The following is a 22,268-nucleotide window of genomic DNA, read 5'->3' as shown; positions in this document are numbered from 1 at the left end:
GACGGTCGAACGATTGTCCCACGTCCGCGCGGCGGCGGCGCGCACGTCCCGTCAGACGACGGCGTGCTCCGGCGCCGGCAGCGCACCCAGTCCGCGGCGCAGGTCCGCCGGCGTCGCCGCGAGGCAGACGCGGATCCAGCCCTCGCCGGTCCGCCCGAACGCGCTCCCCGGCGCCACGGCGACCCGCTCCCGCTGGAGGAACCCGAGCGCCCACTCCGCGACGTCGCCCTGCGAGGCGTGGGACATGTCGATCCACAGGTAGAAGGCGCCGCGCGGGTCGAGGTAGTGGATGCCGGCGGCGTCGAGCACCTCCTTCGCGACGCCGAGGTTGGCGCGGTAGTGCTCGCGGGCGTCCTGCACGGCGGAGTGGTCCCCCACGATCGCCGCGAGGGCCGCCCACTGGTCGGGTTCGGCGACGCAGCTGATCATCGCCTCCTGGGTCGTCCGCATCGTCGGGCCGAGTCCCTTCGGCGTGACGAGGTACCCGACACGGACGCCCGTCATCGCGTAGGTCTTGCTCAGCGAGAAGGCGGTGAAGACGCGGTCGTCCTCGTCGAGGCTCGCCAGGCTGACGTGGCGCGTGCCGTAGGTGAAGTACTCGTAGACCTCGTCGCTGATCACCCAGAGGTCGTGCCGCTTCGCCAGGGCGAGCAGGTCGCGGAGGGTCTGCTCGCCGAACACCGAGCCGAGCGGGTTCGAGGGCGAGTTCACGACGAGGGCGCGGGTCCGCTCGGTGATGCTCGCCTCGAGGGCCTGCAGGTCCGGCTCGAACCCGTGCTGCGGCTCGAGCCGGTACGGCACCGGGGTGGCTCCGATGATGTGGGCGTTCATCGTGAAGGTCGTGTAGCCGGGGTCCGGCACGAGGACCTCGTCGCCGGGGCTCAGCACGAGGGTCATCGCCTGGAAGAGCGCCTGCGTCGCGCCGATCGTCATCCAGATCTGCTCGACGTCTACCTCGACCCGGTTCTCGCGGCGGAGCTTGTCGCGGATGGCCTCCCGCAGCGGGGCGATGCCGCCGTTCGGGGTGTAGTCGGTGCGGTCCTCGGTCCAGGCGCGCCGGGCGGCCTCGCCGATGTGCGCCGCGACGGGCACGTCGGGCTCGCCGATGACGAGCATCGCGATGTCCGTGCCGGTCGCCTGGTCCGTCTGCTCGGCCTGCATGCGGGCGGCTTGCTCGAACACCCGGCGGATGCCGGAGGCGGGGACGGTCTCGATGCGGGGCGCGAGCGATGGCATGCTCGTCACGGTAGCGAACGGTTGTTGCGGCACGGTTTCGGCGTTTCGGTGCTTTGGTCCAGACGCTCCGGCCTGGTAATGTTGGTGGCTGGCTTCCGCGTTCCCCGCCCACGGGTGGAACGCGATGCGACCAAGGGCCCCTCTACCCAGCGGTCGCGACCACCCGTAGAGACGATCAAGGAGCAACACGCATGGCGAACATCAAGTCGCAGATGAAGCGCATCAAGACCAACCTCAAGGCCCAGGAGCGCAACAAGGCCTACCGTTCGGAGCTCAAGACGGTCATCCGTCACACGAACGAAGCCGTCGTCGCCGGCGACAAGGACAAGGCCGTCGCGGCCCTGACCCTCGCGTCGAAGAAGCTCGACAAGGCCGTGAGCAAGGGCGTCATCCACAAGAACCAGGCCGCGAACCGCAAGTCGGCCATCGCGAAGAAGGTCGCGTCGCTCTGACGCACTGACCCTTCTGGTCAAACAGGCCCCGCACCGTTCGGTGCGGGGCCTGTCTGCGTGCGCGGGGCGCGCGGCGCGGGGCGCGCGGCGCGGGGCGGGGCGGGCGGCGCCGGCGCCTGGCGGCGTGACACGCGCGGTTCGACATGCTGCGCGTCGATCGACACGCAGAACGTCGCAACGCGTGTGCGGTGCCGTCCGACTCGCGTCGCGTGCGCAGTTCAGGAGGCTCGGCTCGCCTCAGCGCGCCTCGCCGCGCCGGGCGATGGTGCGGACCATGACCTCGAGCGCGTAGTGCGCATCGCGCGAGCCACCCTTCACCGCGGTGTCGGCCTCGGCGATGCTGATGAGCGCGTTCGCGAGCCCGGACTCGCTCCACCCCGCGACGTCACGCTGCGCCCGCTGCACCTGCCACGGCGCCATGCCGAGTGCCGAGGCGGCCTGACCGCTCGGCCCGCGGAAGGCACTGACCTTCGCCATCGTGCGGATCTTCGACGCGAACGCCGCCACGATCGGCACCGGAGCCTCGCCCGTCGAGAGCGCGTGCCGCAACTCGACGATCGCCGGAGCCGAACGGCCGGCGAGTGCGATGTCGGCGACCTTGAACGCGTTCGTCTCGACGCGACCGCCGTAGTACTTGTCGACGACCTTGTCCGTGATCTCGGCGGCTTCGTCCGCGAGGAGCTGTCGGCACGCGGCCGCGAGCTCGGCCAGGTCGTCCGCGAACGCCGCGACGAGGGTGCGAACCGCCGAGGGCGCGATCTTGCGTCGGGCAGCGCGGAACTCCGCCGTGACGAAGTCGATCCGGTCGGTCTCGCGCTTGAGCTCGTCGCACTGCACCTCGACGCCCCCGCCGACACCGCTGCGGATCGTGTCGAGCAGCTTCTTGCCGCGCACTCCCCCGCCGTGGCGCAGCACGAGCGTGACGTCGTCCGCCGGGGCACCGAGGTACGAGATCGTCTCGGTGATGAACGCGTCGGTGCACTTCTCGACGTTGGTGACCCGGACCAACCGGGGCTCGCCGAACAGGGACGGACTCGCGAGGGTGGCGAGGAGGCCGGGAGCGTACTGGTCGGCTTCGAGGTCGTGCACCTCGAGCGCGGGGTCCTCGCCCAGGAGCAGGTCACGCAGGACGCTGCTCGCTCGCTCGGCGAGGAAGGTCTCGGGCCCCGTGACGAGCACCACCGGCGCAGGGCGGATGCCCGACCAGGGCACCTGGTCGATCTTCGCTGCGGCGCGGACGGGCTTCTTGGCGGCCATGCCTCGATCCTACGGGCGACCGCTGACGCCGAACGCTCCGTCCACACCCGGAGGGCGTCGGGTCCGTCCCGTCCGACGACCACGGTCCCCTGCTGGTCGGTCCGGTACGCACGGGTGCCCGCGGCCTCGAGCACGTCCAGCGCCGAGCGGGTCGGGTGGCCGTACGTGTTGTCCGCACCGACGCCGATGAGCCCCACCGCGGCCGCGGTCTCGCGGTAGAGCACCGGGTCCTGGTCGGCCGAACCGTGGTGCGCGACCTTCACGACCTCGATCGTGGTCCCGGGCCGGGCCTGCGTTCCGGTGTCGGCCCGGGACGCCAGGACACCGCGGAGCCGGCGCTGCGCGGTCTCCCCCAGGTCTCCGAGGAACAGCCCGGCGACACACGACGTGCAGCCCGGCCCGGGTTCCGTGCGGAGGACCAGACTCGCGTCGTTGCCGGCGTCCCGCGCACCCGACCGCGGCCACAGCACCCGCCACCGGAGCGGCCCGAGCGTGCCCGACGTCGTGTCGTCGGCCGTCCGGACGTCGATGCCCGCATCGACGAGCGACCGGAGGACGCGCTCGTCCTCAGCCCGACCCGTCGGCCCGACGAGCGCGGTCGTCACACGGTCCGCGACCGACGCGACCGCGCCGACGTGGTCCCGGTCGAAGTGCGTCAGCACGAGCAGGTCGACCCGGTCGACGCCGAGGAGGTCCAGGCACGCGCTGAGTCGCTCCGGATCGTCGCCGACGTCGACCAGTGCGGTGCCGCTCCCGCCGCGGACGAGCACCGCGTCACCCTGTCCCACGTCGCACGCGGCGACGGCCCAGTCGCCCGGCAGCCCCGCGCGCACGACGAGTCGCGGCACGGCGACGGACACGATCCCGACCGCTGCGACCGTGCACGCGGCGAGGAGCAGGCGGAAGCGGACCGCTCGGGGCGCGAGGACCGCCACCGCGACCGAGGCGCTCACGACGGCGGCGCCGACCACCCCGAGCACGCCGGCTGGCCAGGGCGCGGCGGCGTACGGGAGCGCAGCCGCTCCGTGCGCGATGCCTCCGATCGCGCTGGCGGGCGCCCACGCCACCGCGGCGAGCACCGAACCGCCCCACGGCCACAGCGGCGCGGTCAGGCACGCGGCGAGCCCGATCACCGTGACGACGGGCGCGAGCGGCTCGGTCAGCAGGTTCGCCGGGACAGCGTAGGTCGGGAACGTGGCCGACAACGGGATGGTGACCGGCCAGCAGGCGAGCTGCGCCGCGACGGGGATCGCGAGCGCTGCCGCCACCGGCGTCCACACCCGTCGTGCGAACAGCGCCGTCAGCGGCGGACCGAGGACCACGATCCCACTCGTCGCGAGCACCGACAGGGCGAACGCGAACGACCGGGCGTACCAGGGGTCGACGACGAGCATCCCGACCACGGCGAGGGCGATCAGCGGGACCCCTCGCACCGGACGTCCCGCGAGGTGCACCACGAGCACGACCACCGCCATCACCGTCGCCCGCACGATCGAGGGGTCCGGACGGACCAGTGCGACGAACGCCAGCAGGAGCGCGATCGCCACCACCGCCCGACCCGCTCGCGGGAGGCCGACGACCCGCCCCAGCACGACCACGAGTCCCACGATCACCGCGCAGTTCGCGCCGGACACGGCGGTCAGGTGGGTGAGCGCCGAGGTCTCCATCGCGGCCTCGGTCGCGGGGTCGAGTCCGCTCCGGTCGCCGATCGCCAGACCGCGCAACAACGAGGCTCCGGGTTCCGGCAGGGTCGCGCTCGCGGACACGAACGCTCGGCGCGCCCGATCGGTGGCCGCGAGGAGTCCCGTCGGCGGCTCGGTCCGGACCCCGCCGCGCAGGAACGCCACGAACGACGTCGTGTTCCCCGGCTCGTCCGATTGGAGCGTCGCCACCCCGTGCACCCGACTCCCCGCAGCGACGGCCTCGGGCGCGCCCTGCGCTGCGGGGACGACCCGAACCGGCACACGCAGCCCGTCGACGTCCTCCGCAGCCACCAGGGTCCCGACGACCGACCGGGCACCCGGCGCGAGGTCCCGGTCGAGCACGACCTCGACGGCGGCCGTCCGGACACCGTCGAGGACGGCAGGGCTCCGCCGGTCGTCGCCGACCACCACGGCGACCGCCACCGTGGTGCAGAACGCGGCCGACGCCACCACGAGCCCCACGACGCCGAGAGCCCGCCGCGGACACCCCACCACCAGCCATGCGATGCCGCCACACGCGACGGCCGCGCCCGCGAGGACGAACCACCCCGCGCTGCCGGGCAACCCGACCAGCACCGCCGCGCAGACCCACGCGGCCGACGCCGGACCGGCCACTCGCAGGTCACGCACGCCGGGAGCGAGGTCGACCGCCACCGCCGGCCCCGATCAGACCCGCACGCGGTCGCGGAGCTCCGCGAACCGGGCGTCACCGATGCCGCTGACGTCGAGCAGGTCCTCGACGGCGGCGAACCGTCCGTGCTCGTCGCGCCACGCGAGGATCCGGCCGGCGAGCGACGGCCCGATCCCGGGCAGGGTCTCGAGCAGGGTCTGGTCGGCCGTGTTGAGGTCGACGACGGTATCGACGGCAGACCCGGCACCACCACCGGCACCATCCGACCCGGCACCGCCCCCACCGACCGAACCGCTCGAGCCGTCGAGCGCTGCCGGGATGTCCGTCTCCCCCACCTTCGGCACGTACAACCGCTCGCCGTCCACCAGCACCCGCGCGAGGTTCAGTCGAGCCAGGTCCGCGTCGTCACGAGCACTCCCGGCCCGCTCGACCGCGTCGGACACACGGCTGCCCCCGGGCAGGGTCACGATGCCCGGACGTGCCACCGCCCCGACGACGTGCACGACCACGAGCGGGGCGGCTGACGAGGACGGAGGACCCCCTGCCGGAGAACGGGACGGCACCGCTGACGGAGCACCCGCCACCGACAGCTGACCGTCGCCCCCACCGCCCGCCGACGATGACGTACCCGACCACGACCCGACCGCCACCACGACCCCGGCGACCAGGACGACGAGGCCTGCCAGCAGGACCGCCGTCCGCGGCGACAACGCCAGCCCAGCGGCCCACGACCGCGCAGACCCACCCGCCGACACCGCCCCAGCCCCGCCGGACGGCCCCGTGGCTCCACCATCACCAGACGACATGCCCGCACGCTACGGAGCCCGACCACCCGGCCGGACCCCGCAACGACGATCGGTGGACGACCGTCCGCCCGCCCAACCTGTGGAGGACGAACGGCGCGCTACCCCTTGATCGCGATGTTCACGAGCTTCGGCGCCCGCACGATCACCTTCACGATCTCGCGGTCCCCGATGTACCGCTGGACGTTCGCCGACGCCCGAGCGAGCGCCTCGAGCTCCGACGGCTCGATCGACTTCGACACCTCGAACGAGTCCCGCACCTTGCCGTTGACCTGCACGACCGCGGTCAGCGACTCCTGCACGAGCAGCGTCGGGTCGGCCTTCCGCCAGCCGTACGTGGCGACGGTGGCCTCGTAGCCCAGCTTCTCCCACATCTCCTCGCCGGTGTACGGCGCGAAGACGCTCAGGCCGAGCGCGATGGTCTCGACGGCCTCGCGGACGGCGGGGTCAGCCGCGCCCGGACCGTTGTCGATCGCCTTGCGGGTGACGTTCACCAGGTCCATGAGCCGGGCGATCACGACGTTGAACTTGAACGACTCCATCATTCCCGGCGCATCGGCCAGGAACCGGTGCGTGACCTGCCGCAGGGCGCGGTCGCCGTCCGCCCACACGACGTCCGGCGACGACGTGACGTCGAGCGCCAGCCGGTAGGCACGGGCGAGGAAGCGGGCCGAGGCGGACGGGGAGACGTCCTCCCAGTTGATGTCGTCCTCTGGAGGCCCGGCGAAGCCCATCACCAGGCGGATCGCGTCGACACCGTTCGCGTCGAGCTCGTCGCCGAGCGAGACGCCGCCCTTCGACTTCGACATCTTCGAGCCGCCGGACAGCACCATGCCCTGGTTGAGCAGCGCCGAGAACGGCTCGGTGAAGTCGAGGTAGCCGAGGTCGAACAGCACCTTGGTCACGAAGCGCGCGTACAGCAGGTGCAGGATCGCGTGCTCGATGCCGCCGATGTACTGGTCGACCGGGGCCCACTTGCGTGCGACGGCGGGGTCGAACGCCTGCGTGTCGTCGTTCGCCGCCAGGAAGCGCAGGAAGTACCACGACGAGTCGACGAAGGTGTCCATCGTGTCGGTGTCGCGGAGCGCGGGGGTGCCGTCCACCGGGTTCGGCACGTTCACCCAGTCGGTCGCGCCACCGAGCGGCGAGGTGCCCTTCGGCTTGAGGTCGAGCCCCTCGGTGTCGGGCAGCCGGACGGGCAGCTGGTCCATCGGCACCGGGTGCTCGGTGCCGTCGGCACCGTGGATGATCGGGATCGGGGTGCCCCAGAAGCGCTGGCGCGAGATGAGCCAGTCGCGAAGACGGTAGGTCTTGGCGGCACGTCCGGTGCCGCGCTCCTCGAGCAGGGAGATCGCCGCGGTGATCGCGTGCTGCTTGGACATGCCGTCGAGCGGGCCGGAGTTGATCATCCGACCGGTGCCGGTCAGGGCCTCACCCGTCGACACCGGGTCGAGCGCGGGCAGGTCCTCGAGCGAGGCACCCTCGGGGATCACCGGGATCGCCCCGGTCACCGCGGCGTTCGTGTCGACGACGACCTTCACCGGCAGGTCGAACGCCCGCGCGAAGTCGAGGTCGCGCTGGTCGTGCGCCGGGACCGCCATGACCGCACCGTGGCCGTAGTCGGCCAGCACGTAGTCGGCGGCCCAGATCGGCAGGCGCTCCCCCGTCAGTGGATGGATCGCGAAGCGACCGAGCGGCACACCGGTCTTCGGACGGTCGGCGTTCTGCCGGTCGATCTCCGACGTCTTCTGCGTGGCGACGAGGTACGCGTCGAACGCAGCCCGGACGTCGTCCGACACGGATCCGTCAGCCACCAGTGCAGCAGCCAGGTCCGAGTCCGGCGCCACCACGAGGAACGTCACCCCGTGGATCGTGTCCGGACGCGTGGTGAACACCGTGACGGGCTCGTCGCGGCCTTCGATCACGAAGTCGACGTCCGCACCGACCGAGCGCCCGATCCAGTTCCGCTGCTGCGCGATGACCTTCGCCGGCCACCGGCCCTCGAGCTGGTTGAGGTCGTCGAGCAGCCGGTCCGCGTACTCGGTGATCTTGAAGTACCACTGCGTCAGCTTCTTCTTGACGACGACGGCACCGGATCGGTCCGAGGTGCCGTCCGGCAGCACCTGCTCGTTCGCGAGGACGGTCTGGTCCACCGGGTCCCAGTTGACCCAGCTGTCCTTGCGGTAGGCCAGCCCCTTCTCGTACATCTTCAGGAACAGCCACTGGTTCCACTTGTAGTACTCGGGGTCCGAGGTGTGGATCTCGGTGGTCCAGTCGAACGACGGCGCGTAGCGCTTGAACGACGCCTTCTGCTGCTCGATGTTCGCGTAGGTCCAGTCCTTCGGGTCGACCCCGCGCTTGATCGCCGCGTTCTCGGCCGGCAGCCCGAACGAGTCCCAGCCGATCGGGTGCAGCACGTTGAAGCCCTGCTGCCGCCAGTACCGCGCCACGAAGTCGCCGAGCGCCCAGTTCTCGGCGTGCCCCATGTGCAGGTCGCCGGACGGGTACGGGAACATCTCGAGGATGTACTTCCGCGGACGCGTGTCGTCGAGGTCGGTCGTGAAGAGCCCGAGCTCCTCCCAGCGCGGCTGCCACTTCTCCTGCAGACGACGGAAGTCGTAGGCGTTCGGGTCCTCGGGGTACGGCTCGGTGGTCACGGAACTCTCATTCAGTCTGGAGGCACGGATCACGTCCGTCGGACGCGCTCCGGTCATCAAGGATATAAGCCTGGAGGAACGGATCACCGCACCGGAGTCGACCCACCACCGGCAGGTGCTCGGCTCACACCGCCGCGAGCCGCCCGTCGCGCATCCGCAGCGTCCGGTCGACGAGGTCCGCCGCCACCGGCACGTGCGACACGACGACGACCGTCCTGCCGTCCTGCCGCGCGGCCCCGACGAGGTCGCGCAGCACGGTGTCGCCGAGGTCGGGGTCGATGTCGGCCGTGGGCTCGTCAAGCACGAGCACCGGGAACGCGTGCAGGAGCGCCCGGGCGAGCGCGAGCCGGTGCGCCTGCCCGCCGGACACCAGGGCACCGCGCTCCCCCACGCCCGCGTCGAGTCCACCGCGTCGCTGCACCCACGACCCGAGCCCGACCCGGTCGAGCACGGCGAGCAGGTCCTCGTCGGTCGCGGTGTCGCGGGCGAACAGCAGGTTCTGCCGCACGGACTGGTCGAACACGAACGGGTCCTGCTCGATCAGCCCGACGCGGGCGCGGACGGCGTCGGGGTGCATGTCCTTCGCCTCGACCCCGTCGAGCGTGTACGAGCCCTCGTGGTCGACGAACCGGACGAGCGCGTCCACGAGCGTCGACTTGCCCGCGCCGCTCGGTCCCTCGAGCACGACGACCTCGCCGGGTCGGAGGTCCATCGACACCCGGTCGACGGCGGCCGCCGCGGCACCGGGCCAGCGCACCGTCACGTCGCGCAGCGAGACGGCGACGGGCCCGTCGACCACGAGCGAAGCGGGATCGGCGTCCGCGTCCGGCTCCGGGACGATGCCGGCCGGCACCTCCGCCGGGACGACCCGCTCCACCCGGTCGGCCGCGGCTCGGACCCGGCGCAGCGTCAGCACCGCGAGCGGGACCCCGCCGACGACCTCGAACAGGGCGAGCGGCACGAACACGGCGAGGGCCCAGAGCGGTCCGTCGAGCGCGCCGGTGACGACCGCGGGGGCGCCGACGGCCAGGATCCCGATGACCGCGCCACCGCCGACGAGACCGACCAGGGCCCCGACGAGTGACTCGATCGTCCCCCGGCGCCGCACGGCCGCGGTCACCCGGGCGTCGAGCCGGGCGATGTGGTCGAGCCGTTCGTCGAGCGTGCCGTATGCGGCGAAGACGTCGAGCGTCCGCACCGTGTCGAGCACGAGGTCGGCGACGTGCCCGCGTTCCGCGGCCGTCTGCTCGTCGGAGCGCCGTGCGATCGAGAGGGTGACGACCGACCCGAGCAGCGCGGCCACGGCGAGGGCGACGAGCAGCACGAGCGCCGCTGGCACCGACACGAACGCGACCGCGACGACGGAGAGCAGCGCGGCCACGCCGGCGGACACGAGCGGACCGACGACGCGGATGGGCAGGTCCTGCAGCCGGTCGGTGTCGGTGACGAGCCGCGTGAGGAGGTCGCCGCGACCGGTGGAGCCGAGTCCCGCCGGAGCGATCGACGACAGTCGGCGGTACATCTCGGTGCGCACGACCGCGAGCTGCCGGAACGAGGCGTCGTGTCCGGCGAGGCGGTCCACGTACCGGAGCGCCGCACGGCCGAGCGCGAACGCGCGGACACCCACCATCACGAGCGTCAGGTAGAGGATCGGCGGGTGCTCGGCCGCACGCGTGATGAGGTACCCGCTCGCGGCGAGGAGCGCCACGGCGCAGACCGCACTGAGCGCACCGGCCGTGACCGCCTTGGCCCAACCGGCCCCGTGCGGCATCGCGAGCCGCAGGACGGAGGCGTCCCCGCCGGCACGGCCGCCCCGCCGCTGGCGCGTCGGACCGGAACCGGCGTCGTGGGCCCCTCGCGCCTCCCGGGTCATGCCCGCACCCCGTCCGTGCTGGTGACCGCGACCGCGCCACCAGGTCGCCCGTCGACACGGGTGACCGCGACCGCGCCGTCCGGCCGCACGTCGACGCGGACGTCCGCCGTCGCGACGACCGCGGGCCGGTGGCTCGCGACCACGACGACGGCCCCGTCGTCGGCGAGGCGGCGGAGCGTGCGGACGACGTGCGCCTCGGCGTCGGCGTCCAGCGCGGAAGTCGGCTCGTCGAGCAGCACGAGCTGCGTCCCCGTCCGCCTTGCGCGGTACAGGGCGCGCGCCACCGCGACGCGCTGCGCCTGGCCGCCGGACAGGCCGCTGCCGCCGGAACCGACCTGGAGGCGCGGGTCGAGTCCCAGCCCCGCCTCGCCCAGGGCGGTGCGGACCGCTGGCTCGTCGGGGGTCGCGCTGAGCGCGACGTTCTCGGCGATCGTGCCGCGGACGAGTCGTGGGCGCTGGTCGGCCCAGGTCGTGCGCTCGGCGACCGTGCTGCCGTCGGGGCCCGGCACGGTCACCGTGCCGTCGTGGGGCAGGGCACCGCGGACCGCGGCGATGAGACTGGACTTGCCGGAGCCGCTCGGGCCGGCCAGGACGACGACCGTGCCCGGTCCGGCGCGGAGGTCGAGCGGACCGATCACGACGTCGGGACGGCGCACGGTGAGTCGGTCCAGCACCAGGTGGTCGGCGGCGGGGACGGCTCCGGGACGTGCCGCGGGCGCCGTGGTGTCGTCGAGGACATCGAGCACGGCGGTCGAGGCCTCGACGCCGTCCTGTGCCGCGTGGAAGTCGGCGCCGACCTGGCGGATCGGGGCGAAGGCCTCCGGAGCGAGGACGAGCACGAACATCGCGGCGCCGAGCCCGAGCGAGCCGTCGACGAGTCGGATGCCGATCGACACCGCGACGAGCGCGACGGACAGGCTCGCGGCGAGCTCGAGCGCGAACCCGCTCACGAACGACAGCCGCAGGACCCCGACGGTGCCACGGCGGTACTCGTCGGTGACGGTGCCGATGCGTCGGACCTGGCGCCGCGCACGGCCGAAGACCTTGAGCGTCGCCAGCCCCTCGACCGCCTCGGTGAAGGCACCGCCGAGCTTCGCGAGCGCGTCCGACTGCTTCCGCTGGAGCGCCTGCGTCGCGAGGCCGATGAGGATCATGAACACCGGGATCACCGGCAGGGCGCAGAGCACGATCAGGCCGCTGGTCAGGTCGCCGAGCCCGATCGCGACGACGAGCATCGGCGTGGCGATCGCGGTGAGGGCCAGCTGCGGCAGGTACCGGCCGAAGTAGGTGTCGAGGGCGTCCAGCCCGGGGCCGAGCGTGGTCGCGAAGGCCGCACTCGAGCGCTCGGCGAGCCACGACGGTCCGCGCTCGGCCGCCCGGGCCAGGACGGTCGCGCGCAGCTCGCTCTTCACCTTCGCCGCCGCACGTGCGGCGAGGTCGTCGGTGGCCCAGGCGGCCACGGCCCGGACGACGAACGCCGCGCCGAGGAGCGCGAGCGCCGGGGTGAACGCGTCCGGGACGCTGCCGTCACGGACGGCGTCCACGCCGAGGGTCACCGCCGCGGCGATCCCCCACGCGATCGCGATGGTCGCGAGCGTGCGGAGGACACCGGTGCCGGCGGCCGCGACGATGAAGCCACGGGCCGTCCGCGACAGCCGCAGCAGGCGCGGGTCGAGCGGCTTCACCGTCGCCGCCTAGTGCGCGGCCTGGGTCACGTGGGCCCGGGACACGCGCTTGCGGAAGATCCAGTAGGTCCACGCCTGGTAGGCGAACACGAGGGGCACGAAGATCAATGCCACCCAGCTCATCACCGTGAGCGTGTACGAGCCGCTCGAGGCGTTGTAGACGTTCAGGCTGTTCGCCGGGTCGTTCGTCGCGGGCATGACGTCCGGGAAGATCGCCGTGAACATCGCCAGGACGATCGCGGCGATGGTGACCGCCATGAGCGTGAACGCCCGGCCCTCCTTGCCCCAGGCGTTGCAGAGCACCGCGAGGACCAGGGCGAGCGCGGCGACGACCGACAGGACGATCGACGTCGGGGTGGACCGCACGAAGGCCATCCAGACCAGGAACGCTGCGCCGACGACGATCGTCAGCACGCCCGCCCGGGTCGCGAGGCGCTTCGCACGCGCACGGATCTCACCCTCGGTCTTCAGCGCGACGAAGACGACGCCGTGCGTGAAGAACACCAGCAGCGTCGCCACGCCGGTGAGCAGCGCGAAGGGGTTGAGCAGGTCGAACACCGTGCCGGTGTAGTTGTGGCCGGCGTCCATCGGGATGCCCCGGACCACGTTGCCGAACGCGACGCCCCAGAGGAACGACGGCACCGCGCTGCCGACGATGATCATGAGGTCGAACCGGCGCTTCCACTCGAGGTGCTTGTTCTGGTGCCGGTACTCGAACGAGACGCCGCGGGCGATGAGCGCCGCGAGGATGAGCAGGAGCGCCAGGTAGAACCCGGAGAACATCGTGGCGTACCACTCGGGGAACGCCGCGAACAGGCAGGCGCCCGCGACGATGACCCAGGTCTCGTTGAGGTCCCACACCGGGCCGATCGTGTTGATCAGGACCCGACGGTCGGTGTCGTCCTTGCCGAGGAACGGCAGGGACATGCCGACACCGAAGTCGAAGCCGTCGAGGACGAAGTAGCCGACGAAGAAGACGCCGACGATCGCGAACCAGAGAACGGGGAGATCCATCAGTAGACCGTCACTTCGTGCTTGACCTCGCCGGTCTCCTCGTCGACCTCCGCCGGGGCGGCGGGGCCCTCTTGCGCGACCTTCTTGATGAGCCGGAACTCGACCACCGCCAGGGAGCCGTAGATGAGCGTGAAGACGATGAGCGAGATGAGGACCTCGACCCCGGTGACGTTCGGCGAGACGCCGTCACTCGTCTTGAGCAACCCGAACACGAGCCACGGCTGGCGGCCCATCTCGGTGAAGATCCAGCCGACGATCATCGCGGCCATCGGCAGCGGGACGGTCCAGGTGGCGATGCGCCAGACCCACCGCTGGGTCGGGAACCGGCCCTTGCGGGTCAGCCAGAGCCCGACGAGCGAGACCAGCACCGCGCCGACACCGAGCGCGATCATCCAGCGGAACGACCAGTAGGTCACCCAGATGATCGGCTTGTAGTCGCCGGGGCCGTAGACCTGCGAGTACTGCGCCTGGAGGTCGTTGATGCCCTCGACCGTGCCGTTGAAGGTGTGCGTCGACAGGAACGAGAGCAGGTACGGCACACGGATCGAGAACAGCTCGTGCACGCCGTCCGGGGTGCCGAGCGTGAAGATCGAGAACGAGGCGTCCTTGCCGGTGGCGGTGTTGTACAGCGCCTCGGCAGCGGCCATCTTCATCGGCTGGGTGTCGACCATCGTGAGGCCGAGCTGGTCGCCGGTGAGCACCGTGAGCGCCCCCGCGGCCAGCATCGTCCACATGCCGAACTTCAGCGCCGGCATCATCGTCTCGAGGTTCTGGTTGCGCGCCAGGTGGTACGCGGCGACAGAGATGATCACCGCGGCGGCGACCATGAAGCACGCGAACAGAGTGTGCGGGAAGGCGGCCAGCGCGACCTTGTTGCCGAGCACGGCCCAGATGTCCGTGAGCTCCGCACGCCCCTTGGCCTCGTTCATGGAGAAGCCGACCGGGTGCTGCATGAACGCGTTCGCGGCGATGATGAAGTACGCCGACATGATCGTGCCGGCGCTGACGCACCAGATGCTCGCGAGGTGCAGGCCCTTCGGCAGGCGGTCCCACCCGAAGATCCAGATGCCGATGAACGCCGCCTCGAAGAAGAACGCGAGGATGCCCTCGAGCGCGAGCGGGGCGCCGAACACGTCACCGACGAACCGGGAGTAGTTCGACCAGTTCATGCCGAACTGGAACTCCTGCACGATCCCCGTCACGACGCCCATCGCGAAGTTGATGAGGAAGATGCGCCCGAAGAACCGGGTCAGCTGGAGGTAGTGCGCGCGCCCCGTCCGGTACCAGGCCGTCTGGAACACGGCCACGACGACGGCCATGCCGATCGTCAACGGGACGAAGAGGAAGTGGTAGATCGTCGTCAGACCGAACTGCCACCGCGACAGGAGGAGCGGATCGAGGATGTCGTTCATGCGGCGTTTCCGAGCCGGTTCGCCGCGCGCTGTTGGTGCACGTCAGTTGCTTCCTGTGGAGGGGAACTTCTGCTGTCACAACCGTTGGGACACGAACACGTTACCTCGCGGCCACATGGTTCGACAAGTTGTAGAACCCTCAGTGCACGGATGTGCAGCGGGATTGCACGGCACAACCGCGCGGAACAACGGTGCGGGTACCAGATCTCGGAACGACGACAGGTGCCGGGCAGTTGCCCGACACCTGTCGTTTTGTGCTGACTGAGTGCTACAGCAGGTCGTTGTCCTGCAGGAACGCCTTGGCGACCGAGGCCGCCGACTTCTGGTCCACCGAGTTCTGACGGTTGAGCTCGATGAGCGCGTCGGTCGTGAGGAGCTTGTTCACCTTCTCGATGGCGTCCGCGGCCTTCGAGTCGAGGTCCTTCGACACGATCGGGGTCACGTTGTTCGCCGGCACGAGGTGCTCCGGGTCCTCGAGCGTGACGAGCTTCTCGGTCTTGATCGAGGCGCTGGCGGAGTAGATGTCCGCGACCTGCGAGTCACCGTCCTGGATCGCCTTGATCGTGAGCGGGCCACCGGAGTCGTTCTGCTGGTTGACCTCGCCGGTGATGCCGTACTTCTCCTTGAGGCCCTTCGGACCGTAGGCGGCGGTGGCGAACTCCGGGTTGGCGGCGATCGAGATCGTCCCGCCGATCTTCGAGAGGTCGGCGATCGACTTCAAGCCGTACTTGTCCGCCGTCGCCTGGGTCACCGTGTAGGTGTCGGCGTCCGAGGCGTCGGCCGACGGCAGCGCCTTGACGTCCGACGGCAGTGCCGACTTCAGTGCGGTGTTGATGCCGTCCGTCGTCGTCTCGGTCGTGGTGGACTTGCCGTCCTCCTGCAGGAGGTAGTTGAGCAGGTTGCCGTTGTACTCCGGGAAGACGTTGATGCTCCCCTTCGCGACCTCGGGCCAGTACGCCTTGCGCTGACCGATGTTGAGCTTCTTGGTGACGGTGAAGCCCTCGTGCTCGAGCTCCTGCGCGTAGAGCTCGGCGATGATCTCGTTCGACGGGTACGCCTGCGAGCCGACGACGATGGTCTTGGAGTCCCCACCGCCGGAGCCGGAGGAGAGCGGGTCGCTCGACGAGCAGCCCGCGAGGGCGATGGCGGCCGCGGACGCGACGGCGATCGTCGCGGCGAGACGCCGGGTCGTTGCTGTGATCACGGGTGGGTTCCTTCCACAGGGGTTGATGCTCGTGGTGCTGAGCTGCGGGTGCTCCGACGCGACAGACGCGCCGACCCGGCGGAGACACCCGCGGGGACGGCGAGCCGCTGCAGCGCGGCGAAGACGATCTCGAACGCGATGGCGAGGGCGATCACCAGGAGGGAACCGCCGAGCACCTCCGCGTAGTCCGAGTTGGCGATGCCGGAGAAGGCGTAGCCGCCGAGTCCGCCGGCGTTGATGTAGCCGACGAGGGTCGCGGTGGCGACGACCTGCAGCACGGCGGCACGGATGCCGCCGACGATGAGCGGCAGGGCGAGCGGGATCTCGACCTTGCCGAGGATCTGCCACCCGGTCATGCCCTGCGCCTTGGCGGCGTCGATCACGACGCGGTCGATCGCCTCGACGCCGGAGTACGCGCCGGCGAGCACCGACGGGATCGCGAGGATGACGAGTGCGATGAGCGGGGCCCCGAGTCCGAGGCCGATCGAGAGTGCGAGCAGCGTCAGCACGCCGAGGGTCGGCAGCGCACGGATGCCGCCGGAGACGCCCACTGCGATCGAGCGTCCCTTGCCGGTGTGCCCGATCAGCAGGCCGACCGGCACGGCGATCGCGACGGCGATGGCGACCGTGAGCAACGTGATCCACACGTGCTCCCAGAGTCGGATTCCGACGGCGTCGGACCCGACGTTGTTCGCCGGGTCGAAGATCCAGGCGATGCCCTGGGCGAAGAGGTTCACGCGGAGACCTCGTTCGCTCGGACGTCGTCAGCGGCGCGGCGTCGGACGGCACGGGCGTTGCGGCCGCTCCCCCGTGTCCACGGCATCGCGAGCCGACCCGCGGCCACGAGCAGCGCGTCGAACACGAGCGCGAGCACGATGGTCAGGACGATGCCGGTGAGGATCTCGGCGCTGATGCCGCGCTTGAGGCCGTCGGTGAGCAGGAACCCGAGGTTCGGCACGCCGATGAGCGCACCGACCGTGATGAGGCTGATCGTGGACACCGACACCACCCGGATGCCCGCGAGGAGGACCGGACCGGCGAGCGGCAGCTCCACCTTGAAGAACCGCTGTGCGGGCGAGTACCCGAGCGCCTCGGACGCCCCCACGACGTCCTGGTCGACCGCGTCGATGGCGTCGGCGGCGGACCGGGCCATCAGGGCCACGCCGAAGATGGTCATCGCGATCACGACGTTCACCGGGTCGAGGGTGCTCGTGCCGATGATCGCGGGCAGCACCAGGAAGAGGGGCAGCGCCGGGATCGTGTAGAAGAGGCTCGCGACGACGACGATCGTCGAGGCTGTCCCCCGGGCCACGCCGTTGCGCTTCCGCAGGCGCGAGACGAGCAGTCCGATCGGGACGGACAGCAGGAAGCTGATGACGATCGGCGGGATCGCCAGCCAGACGTGCGCGATCAGGTTGTCGCTGATCGTGTCCGTGTTGCCGAGGACCCAGTTCACGCGTCGCCCCGCTGCTCCTGGGGCACTGCCTCGGCCGCGTCCACGACCTGCACCGGACCGGTGAGCACACCGGCGGCACGTCCTTCACCGTCGACGACGATCGGCCCCGTCGGCGTCTGCTCGACGCGGAGCGCACGGCGGCCGCGACCGGCGCCGATGAAGTTCGCGACGAAGTCGTCGGCGGGCTCGGCGAGGATCTCGGCGGGGGTGCCGAGCTGGGCGATCTCGCCGCCCTTCTTGAGGATGACGACCTGGTCGCCGAGCTTGAAGGCCTCGTCGATGTCGTGCGTGACGAACACCACGGTCTTGCCGAGCTCGCGCTGCAGCCTGATGAGCTCGTCCTGCAGGTCGTTCCGCACGAGCGGGTCGACGGCACCGAAGGGCTCGTCCATGAGCAGGATGTTCGGGTCGACCGCGAGTCCGCGGGCGACGCCGACGCGCTGCTGCTGTCCGCCGGAGAGCTGCGAGGGGTACCGGTTCGCGAAGGCACGGTCGAGCCCGACCGTGTCCATGAGTTCGAGGGCACGCTGGCGCGCGTCGGCCTTCGGGACCCCCGTCAGCAGCGGCACCGTGGCGATGTTGTCGACGACCTTGCGGTGCGGCAGCAGCCCGGCGTTCTGCATCACGTAGCCGATGCTGCGACGGAGCTTGACCGGGTCGACGCCCGCGACGTCCTCCCCGTCGATCTCGACGGCACCTGCGCTGGGGTCGACCATGCGGTTGATCATCCGGAGCAGCGTGGTCTTGCCGCAGCCGCTCGACCCGACGAAGACCGTCGTGGTCCTCGAGGGGATGACGAGGCTGAAGTCGTCGACCGCGTTGGTGCCGTCCGGGTAGGTCTTGCGCACCGAGCGGAACTCGATCATGGGTGCCCTTCTGTTCGGAGGTAGCCCGACTCCGAGTGAGAGTACCCGTCGGGTGTGACACCCGTTCAGCCGTGACGGCGTGTGTCGCGTCCCGGACAGCACGTGCGCAGTGTCCGGACGCGACGACGCCCGTCTCTCCTGTTCGGAGGACGGGCGTCGTCGGATTGCCGCTCGGCGTGTCAGGAGGCCGCGATCACCGCTTCGAGGTGCCCGCGACTCATCGCCCGGTACTCCTCGATCAGTGCGGTCTCGGGGTTCGCCGGGTCACGGTGCGCCCGCGCGAGGACGGCGTGCGACGACTCGGCGAGGACCACCCAGGTCCGCTCGATGCGCTCCCCCGTCGGCACGCCGAACCGCTCGTGCATGATGTGGGCGACGGCGCTCCCCAGTGCCGCCATCCGGTCCTCGGCGTCGCCCGTGCCGGTGTCCGCCGCGTCGCCGAAGCGGATCGCCCGGAACCCCGGCTCGGTGCGGTACATCTCGGCGGTGACGTCGATGAGCGCGTCGCAGGCGGCCTGCCAGGTCGTCGCCTCGCTGGTGTCGAGGGCGGTGATGAACCGCTCGGCCAGGCGCTGGGTGCTCCGGATCGCGAGTGCCTCGACCACGGCGATGCGGTCCGGGAAGTAGCGGTAGACGGTGCCGATGGACGCCCCCGCCCGCTCGGCCACCATCGCGGTGGTCAGGCGCTCGAACCCGATCTCGTCGATCACCGCGGCCGCGGCGTCGAGGAGGCCGGCGAGGCGCGCCGAACTGCGGGCTTGGACCGGCTCGTTCCTGAGCAGTGATGATCCCCCCGGCAGTGCGTTCGATACCTCGGTGACGAGCACGTGTTCTCCTCTTGCGCCGACAGCGCGACTCATGTGGGTGTGACGGTCACAACTGTCGCAGAGACCGGCTGGAATATCGCTGCGACTCTCCCAGTACACGTGTGAGGTCGTACGTGTGCCAGGTCGGACGTGGAATGATGGGGCGATGCCCGACCCGACGCCCCACGAGCCGTCGTTGGCCGAGCCGATCCTCCACCGGGCGGCCCGCATCGAGGACGCCGTCCAGGAGTTCCGCGAGCACCGGGCGCGCCGCCGGGGGCTGGTGCCGACCGTCATCCCGTACACCGGCTACGGCGCACCCGGGTGGGTCCGCGTCCTCTGCCGGGTCCTCCTCACGCGTCGGGGTCTCGCATCCGACGCCTCCTTCTACGGTGTGCGCGGCTGGCGGAGCTTCACGAGCGTCGCGGTCGACGACGCCGAGGTCACGATCACCGCCGGCGGGACCTCGCACGTGGTGCAGTCCGACCGCGGCGGCGTGGTCGACACCATCGTGCCGATCGACCTCGAGCCGGGCTGGCGCACCATCAAGCTGTCCGCCGGGGGCATGCGCGACGTCGAGGCCGACGTCTTCATCGTGCACCCGGACACGCGCTTCGGGCTGCTGTCGGACATCGACGACACCGTCATGGTGACCTCGCTCCCCCGCCCGATGCTCGCGGCCTGGAACTCCTTCGTGCTCACGGAGCACGGGCGCCGGCCCGTCCCGGGCATGTCGGTGCTGTACGAACGCGTCCTCGCGCAGCACCCCGGTGCCCCGACGGTCTACCTCTCCACCGGCGCCTGGAACGTCGCGCCGACGCTGCAGCGCTTCCTCAGCCGGAACCTCTACCCCTCCGGCACCCTGCTGCTCACCGACTGGGGTCCCACGCACGACCGGTTCTTCCGCAGCGGCCAACTCCACAAGCAGCAGAACCTCGAACGACTCGCCCAGGACTTCCCGCACGTGCAGTGGCTCCTCGTCGGCGACGACGGGCAGCACGACGAGTCGCTCTACGGCGAGTTCGCCCGGGCGCACCCCGAGAACGTCGCGGGCGTCGCCATCCGCCAGCTCTCCACGAGCGAGGCCGTCCTCGCCGGTGGGCGGTCCCGCGCCCAGGAACGCTCGCGCGAGTCCTCGGCGCCCTGGGTCTACGCCCCGGACGGCGCCGGCATGTGGTCCGAGCTGGCACGGGTCGGCATCACCCGCGCCGACCCGGACGATCCGGCCTGAGCCATCCCTCAGCAACCACCCCGGCCTCCCGAGTCGGTGGTGGTTGGATCGGCCCATGAGCCCGGCTGACACACCGACCAACCGCATCGAGGACCACGCGCTGATCGGCGACACCTACACCGCCGCGCTCGTCGGGCGCGACGGCACCGTCGACTGGGCGTGCCTGCCCCGCTTCGACAGCCCGTCGACCTTCGCCTCGATCCTCGGCACCGAGGACCACGGGCACTGGACCCTCCGCCCCACGGACCCGGACGCGACCGCCACCCGCCGGTACGACCACGACACGCTCGTGCTCGCGACCGTGTGGACGACGAGCACCGGCGTGGTCGAGGTCACCGAGTTCATGCCGATCGGTGCGCACCGGGCGACGATCGTCCGGCGGGTGCGGGGGCTCCGCGGCAGCGTGGAGCTCCGACAGACGCTGCGCATCCGGTTCGACTACGCCCTCGCACTCCCCTGGGTCCGGCAGATCGGCGGCGACGAGGACCCCGCACTGCTGGCCACGGCGGGACCCGGGTCCGTGATCGTCCGCGGCGTCCGCTTCCGCGCCGACGACCACCGGCACACCGCCACCACCACCGTGCACGACGGCGACGTGCTCGACACCGTCCTCACCTGGTACCCGTCGCACCGCGAGCCGCCGGAGCCCCTCGACGTCGACGAGGCCCTGCACCGCACCGTGCGCTGGTGGCGGGACTGGATGGCCACCGCCCGGACCGAGGGCCGGTACGCCGAGGCGGCCCGCCGGTCGCTCCTCCTGCTCCGTGCGATGACCCACGCCGAGACCGGCGGTGTCGTGGCGGCCGCGACGACCAGCCTGCCGGAGGACCCCGGCGGCGAACGCAACTGGGACTACCGCTACGTCTGGCTCCGCGACGCCTCGCTCGCCCTCGCGTCCCTCATCGCGCACGGGTACCGCGACGAGGCGATGCACTGGCGCGGCTGGCTCCTCCGCGCGATCGCCGGCGACCCCGCCGACGTGCAGATCATGTACGGCATCGCCGGGGAGCGCGAGCTCCCCGAACGCGAACTGCCGAACCTGCCCGGGTACGCGGGCTCCACGCCGGTCCGGATCGGCAACGGCGCCTACACGCAGTACCAGGGGGACGTCTTCGGCGAGGTCCTCGCCGCGCTCCACGACGCCCGCGAGCTCGGCGTCGAGGAGAACGCCGACTCGTGGGCACTCCAGCGCGCCCTGCTCGGGTACGTCGAGGAGCACTGGCAGGAGCCCGACAACGGCATCTGGGAGATGCGCGGGCCCCGTCGGCACTTCACGCACTCGCGCGCGATGATCTGGGCCGCGTTCGACCGCGGCGTCGCAGCCGTCGAGGAGTTCGGCCTCGAGGGCCCGGTCGACCGCTGGCGGACCCTCCGCGCCGAGGTGCGCGCCGAGATCGAGGAGCACGGGTGGAACGCCGAGCGCGGCAGCTACCGCCAGCACTACGACACCGACGAGGTCGACGCGAGCCTGCTCGTCCTGCCGCAGATCGGCTACGTGAAGCCCGGTGACCCGCGGATGACCGGGACCGTCGCCGCGATCGAGCAGGACCTCCGGACCGGCGACGACGGCCTCGTGCTCCGGTACCGCACCTCGTCCGGCTTCGACGGGCTCTCCGGCAGCGAGCACCCGTTCCTCGCGTGCTCCTTCTGGCTCGTCGAGCAGTACGCCGCGTCCGGGCGCGTCGAGGACGCCGAGCGGCTGATGGACGTGCTCGTCGGGTACGCGAACGACGTCGGCATGCTCTCCGAGGAGATCGACGTCGCGACCGGCCACCACATCGGGAACACCCCGCAGGCGCTGTCGCACCTCACGCTCGTGTCCGCCGCAGACGCGATCGCGCGGGCACGCGGCACGGCGGCCGGCCACCGGACCCGACTCGCCGTGCACGACGGCGGCACCCGGTCGTGGACCGGAGAGGGCGAGCGGGCCGGCACACCCGCCTGACGCGGTGGTCGTGACCGCAGACGGACGGGAGGCGCGG

At 71.4% G+C, this 22,268-nt stretch carries 16 protein-coding genes and 1 pseudogene; 3 read left to right on the top strand and 14 right to left on the bottom strand.

Annotation, left to right across the window (positions count from 1 at the left end):
- Positions 1–51 precede the first annotated feature (51 nt).
- Positions 52–1,236, bottom strand: coding sequence for a pyridoxal phosphate-dependent aminotransferase (locus tag BIV01_RS02950; RefSeq protein WP_071301977.1), 1,185 nt, complete (start codon positions 1,234–1,236; stop codon positions 52–54).
- A 191-nt stretch (positions 1,237–1,427) separates the two neighbouring features.
- Between BIV01_RS02950 and rpsT the strand changes: the two genes are divergently transcribed.
- Positions 1,428–1,688, top strand: a complete 261-nt coding sequence (gene rpsT, locus BIV01_RS02945; protein WP_070418682.1) for a 30S ribosomal protein S20 — start codon at positions 1,428–1,430, stop codon at positions 1,686–1,688.
- Positions 1,689–1,925: 237 nt separating this feature from the next.
- Here rpsT and holA read toward each other — a convergent pair whose 3' ends face one another.
- The 13 genes and pseudogenes from holA to BIV01_RS02880 form a co-directional block, all read right to left on the bottom strand.
- On the bottom strand, positions 1,926–2,945 hold the full coding sequence (holA, locus tag BIV01_RS02940; RefSeq protein ID WP_071301880.1) for a DNA polymerase III subunit delta: 1,020 nt from the start codon (positions 2,943–2,945) through the stop codon (positions 1,926–1,928).
- A 377-nt stretch (positions 2,946–3,322) separates the two neighbouring features.
- Positions 3,323–4,711 (bottom strand): annotated as a pseudogene (locus tag BIV01_RS20405) (ComEC/Rec2 family competence protein); the annotation flags it as partial.
- Between the two features lie 603 nt (positions 4,712–5,314).
- Positions 5,315–5,782 (bottom strand): ComEA family DNA-binding protein, encoded by a 468-nt coding sequence (locus BIV01_RS20160; RefSeq protein WP_254791766.1) that lies wholly within the window; start codon positions 5,780–5,782, stop codon positions 5,315–5,317.
- A 401-nt stretch (positions 5,783–6,183) separates the two neighbouring features.
- Positions 6,184–8,796 carry a leucine--tRNA ligase gene (gene leuS / locus BIV01_RS02925; RefSeq protein WP_402736829.1) on the bottom strand — a complete coding sequence of 871 codons (2,613 nt, stop codon included), beginning with the start codon at positions 8,794–8,796 and terminating at the stop codon, positions 6,184–6,186.
- Positions 8,797–8,863: 67 nt separating this feature from the next.
- On the bottom strand, positions 8,864–10,612 hold the full coding sequence (gene cydC, locus BIV01_RS02920) for a thiol reductant ABC exporter subunit CydC (protein ID WP_083413730.1): 1,749 nt from the start codon (positions 10,610–10,612) through the stop codon (positions 8,864–8,866).
- The gene (gene cydD, locus BIV01_RS02915; RefSeq protein WP_071301877.1) at positions 10,609–12,297 is read right to left on the bottom strand and encodes a thiol reductant ABC exporter subunit CydD; all 1,689 of its coding nucleotides are present in this window, start codon (positions 12,295–12,297) and stop codon (positions 10,609–10,611) included. The genes cydC and cydD overlap by 4 nt, the downstream gene beginning before the upstream one ends.
- A gap of 9 nt (positions 12,298–12,306) precedes the next feature.
- Positions 12,307–13,311 carry a cytochrome d ubiquinol oxidase subunit II gene (gene cydB, locus BIV01_RS02910; protein ID WP_071301876.1) on the bottom strand — a complete coding sequence of 335 codons (1,005 nt, stop codon included), beginning with the start codon at positions 13,309–13,311 and terminating at the stop codon, positions 12,307–12,309.
- The gene (locus BIV01_RS02905) at positions 13,311–14,723 is read right to left on the bottom strand and encodes a cytochrome ubiquinol oxidase subunit I (RefSeq protein ID WP_070418675.1); all 1,413 of its coding nucleotides are present in this window, start codon (positions 14,721–14,723) and stop codon (positions 13,311–13,313) included. The genes cydB and BIV01_RS02905 overlap by 1 nt, the downstream gene beginning before the upstream one ends.
- 268 nt (positions 14,724–14,991) lie before the next feature.
- The gene (locus BIV01_RS02900) at positions 14,992–15,927 is read right to left on the bottom strand and encodes an ABC transporter substrate-binding protein (RefSeq protein WP_070418674.1); all 936 of its coding nucleotides are present in this window, start codon (positions 15,925–15,927) and stop codon (positions 14,992–14,994) included.
- Positions 15,924–16,664: an ABC transporter permease gene (locus BIV01_RS02895; protein ID WP_071301875.1), complete on the bottom strand. Its 741-nt coding sequence runs from the start codon at positions 16,662–16,664 to the stop codon at positions 15,924–15,926. The genes BIV01_RS02900 and BIV01_RS02895 overlap by 4 nt, the downstream gene beginning before the upstream one ends.
- Positions 16,661–17,383 carry an ABC transporter permease gene (locus BIV01_RS02890; protein WP_071301874.1) on the bottom strand — a complete coding sequence of 241 codons (723 nt, stop codon included), beginning with the start codon at positions 17,381–17,383 and terminating at the stop codon, positions 16,661–16,663. Before BIV01_RS02890 ends, BIV01_RS02895 begins: the two co-directional genes overlap by 4 nt.
- Positions 17,380–18,249, bottom strand: a complete 870-nt coding sequence (locus tag BIV01_RS02885; RefSeq protein WP_070418671.1) for an ABC transporter ATP-binding protein — start codon at positions 18,247–18,249, stop codon at positions 17,380–17,382. The genes BIV01_RS02890 and BIV01_RS02885 overlap by 4 nt, the downstream gene beginning before the upstream one ends.
- Positions 18,250–18,428: 179 nt before the next feature.
- The gene (locus BIV01_RS02880; protein ID WP_070418670.1) at positions 18,429–19,109 is read right to left on the bottom strand and encodes a TetR/AcrR family transcriptional regulator; all 681 of its coding nucleotides are present in this window, start codon (positions 19,107–19,109) and stop codon (positions 18,429–18,431) included.
- Between the two features lie 112 nt (positions 19,110–19,221).
- Between BIV01_RS02880 and BIV01_RS02875 the strand changes: the two genes are divergently transcribed.
- Positions 19,222–20,286 carry an App1 family protein gene (locus BIV01_RS02875; RefSeq protein ID WP_071294809.1) on the top strand — a complete coding sequence of 355 codons (1,065 nt, stop codon included), beginning with the start codon at positions 19,222–19,224 and terminating at the stop codon, positions 20,284–20,286.
- 55 nt (positions 20,287–20,341) lie between these two features.
- Positions 20,342–22,231: a glycoside hydrolase family 15 protein gene (locus BIV01_RS02870; protein ID WP_071294808.1), complete on the top strand. Its 1,890-nt coding sequence runs from the start codon at positions 20,342–20,344 to the stop codon at positions 22,229–22,231.
- Positions 22,232–22,268 lie beyond the last annotated feature (37 nt).

It is taken from the genome of Curtobacterium sp. MCBA15_013, from assembly GCF_001865095.1.
In the GTDB taxonomy this organism is placed as follows: domain Bacteria; phylum Actinomycetota; class Actinomycetes; order Actinomycetales; family Microbacteriaceae; genus Curtobacterium.
The sequence above is the reverse complement of the archived record's forward strand: the minus strand, read 5'-3'. Positions and strand labels throughout refer to the sequence as shown.

What these genes read in the sequence shown, in the direction of transcription:
- BIV01_RS02950 (WP_071301977.1), bottom strand. Translation starts at nt 1,236, where the DNA reads ATGCCATCGCTCGCGCCCCGCATCGAGACCGTCCCCGCCTCCGGCATC.
- rpsT (WP_070418682.1), top strand. Translation starts at nt 1,428, where the DNA reads ATGGCGAACATCAAGTCGCAGATGAAGCGCATCAAGACCAACCTCAAG.
- holA (WP_071301880.1), bottom strand. Translation starts at nt 2,945, where the DNA reads ATGGCCGCCAAGAAGCCCGTCCGCGCCGCAGCGAAGATCGACCAGGTG.
- leuS (WP_402736829.1), bottom strand. Translation starts at nt 8,796, where the DNA reads ATGACCGGAGCGCGTCCGACGGACGTGATCCGTGCCTCCAGACTGAAT.
- cydC (WP_083413730.1), bottom strand. Translation starts at nt 10,612, where the DNA reads ATGACCCGGGAGGCGCGAGGGGCCCACGACGCCGGTTCCGGTCCGACG.
- cydB (WP_071301876.1), bottom strand. Translation starts at nt 13,311, where the DNA reads ATGGATCTCCCCGTTCTCTGGTTCGCGATCGTCGGCGTCTTCTTCGTC.
- BIV01_RS02905 (WP_070418675.1), bottom strand. Translation starts at nt 14,723, where the DNA reads ATGAACGACATCCTCGATCCGCTCCTCCTGTCGCGGTGGCAGTTCGGT.
- BIV01_RS02885 (WP_070418671.1), bottom strand. Translation starts at nt 18,249, where the DNA reads ATGATCGAGTTCCGCTCGGTGCGCAAGACCTACCCGGACGGCACCAAC.
- BIV01_RS02880 (WP_070418670.1), bottom strand. Translation starts at nt 19,109, where the DNA reads ATGAGTCGCGCTGTCGGCGCAAGAGGAGAACACGTGCTCGTCACCGAG.
- BIV01_RS02875 (WP_071294809.1), top strand. Translation starts at nt 19,222, where the DNA reads ATGCCCGACCCGACGCCCCACGAGCCGTCGTTGGCCGAGCCGATCCTC.
- BIV01_RS02870 (WP_071294808.1), top strand. Translation starts at nt 20,342, where the DNA reads ATGAGCCCGGCTGACACACCGACCAACCGCATCGAGGACCACGCGCTG.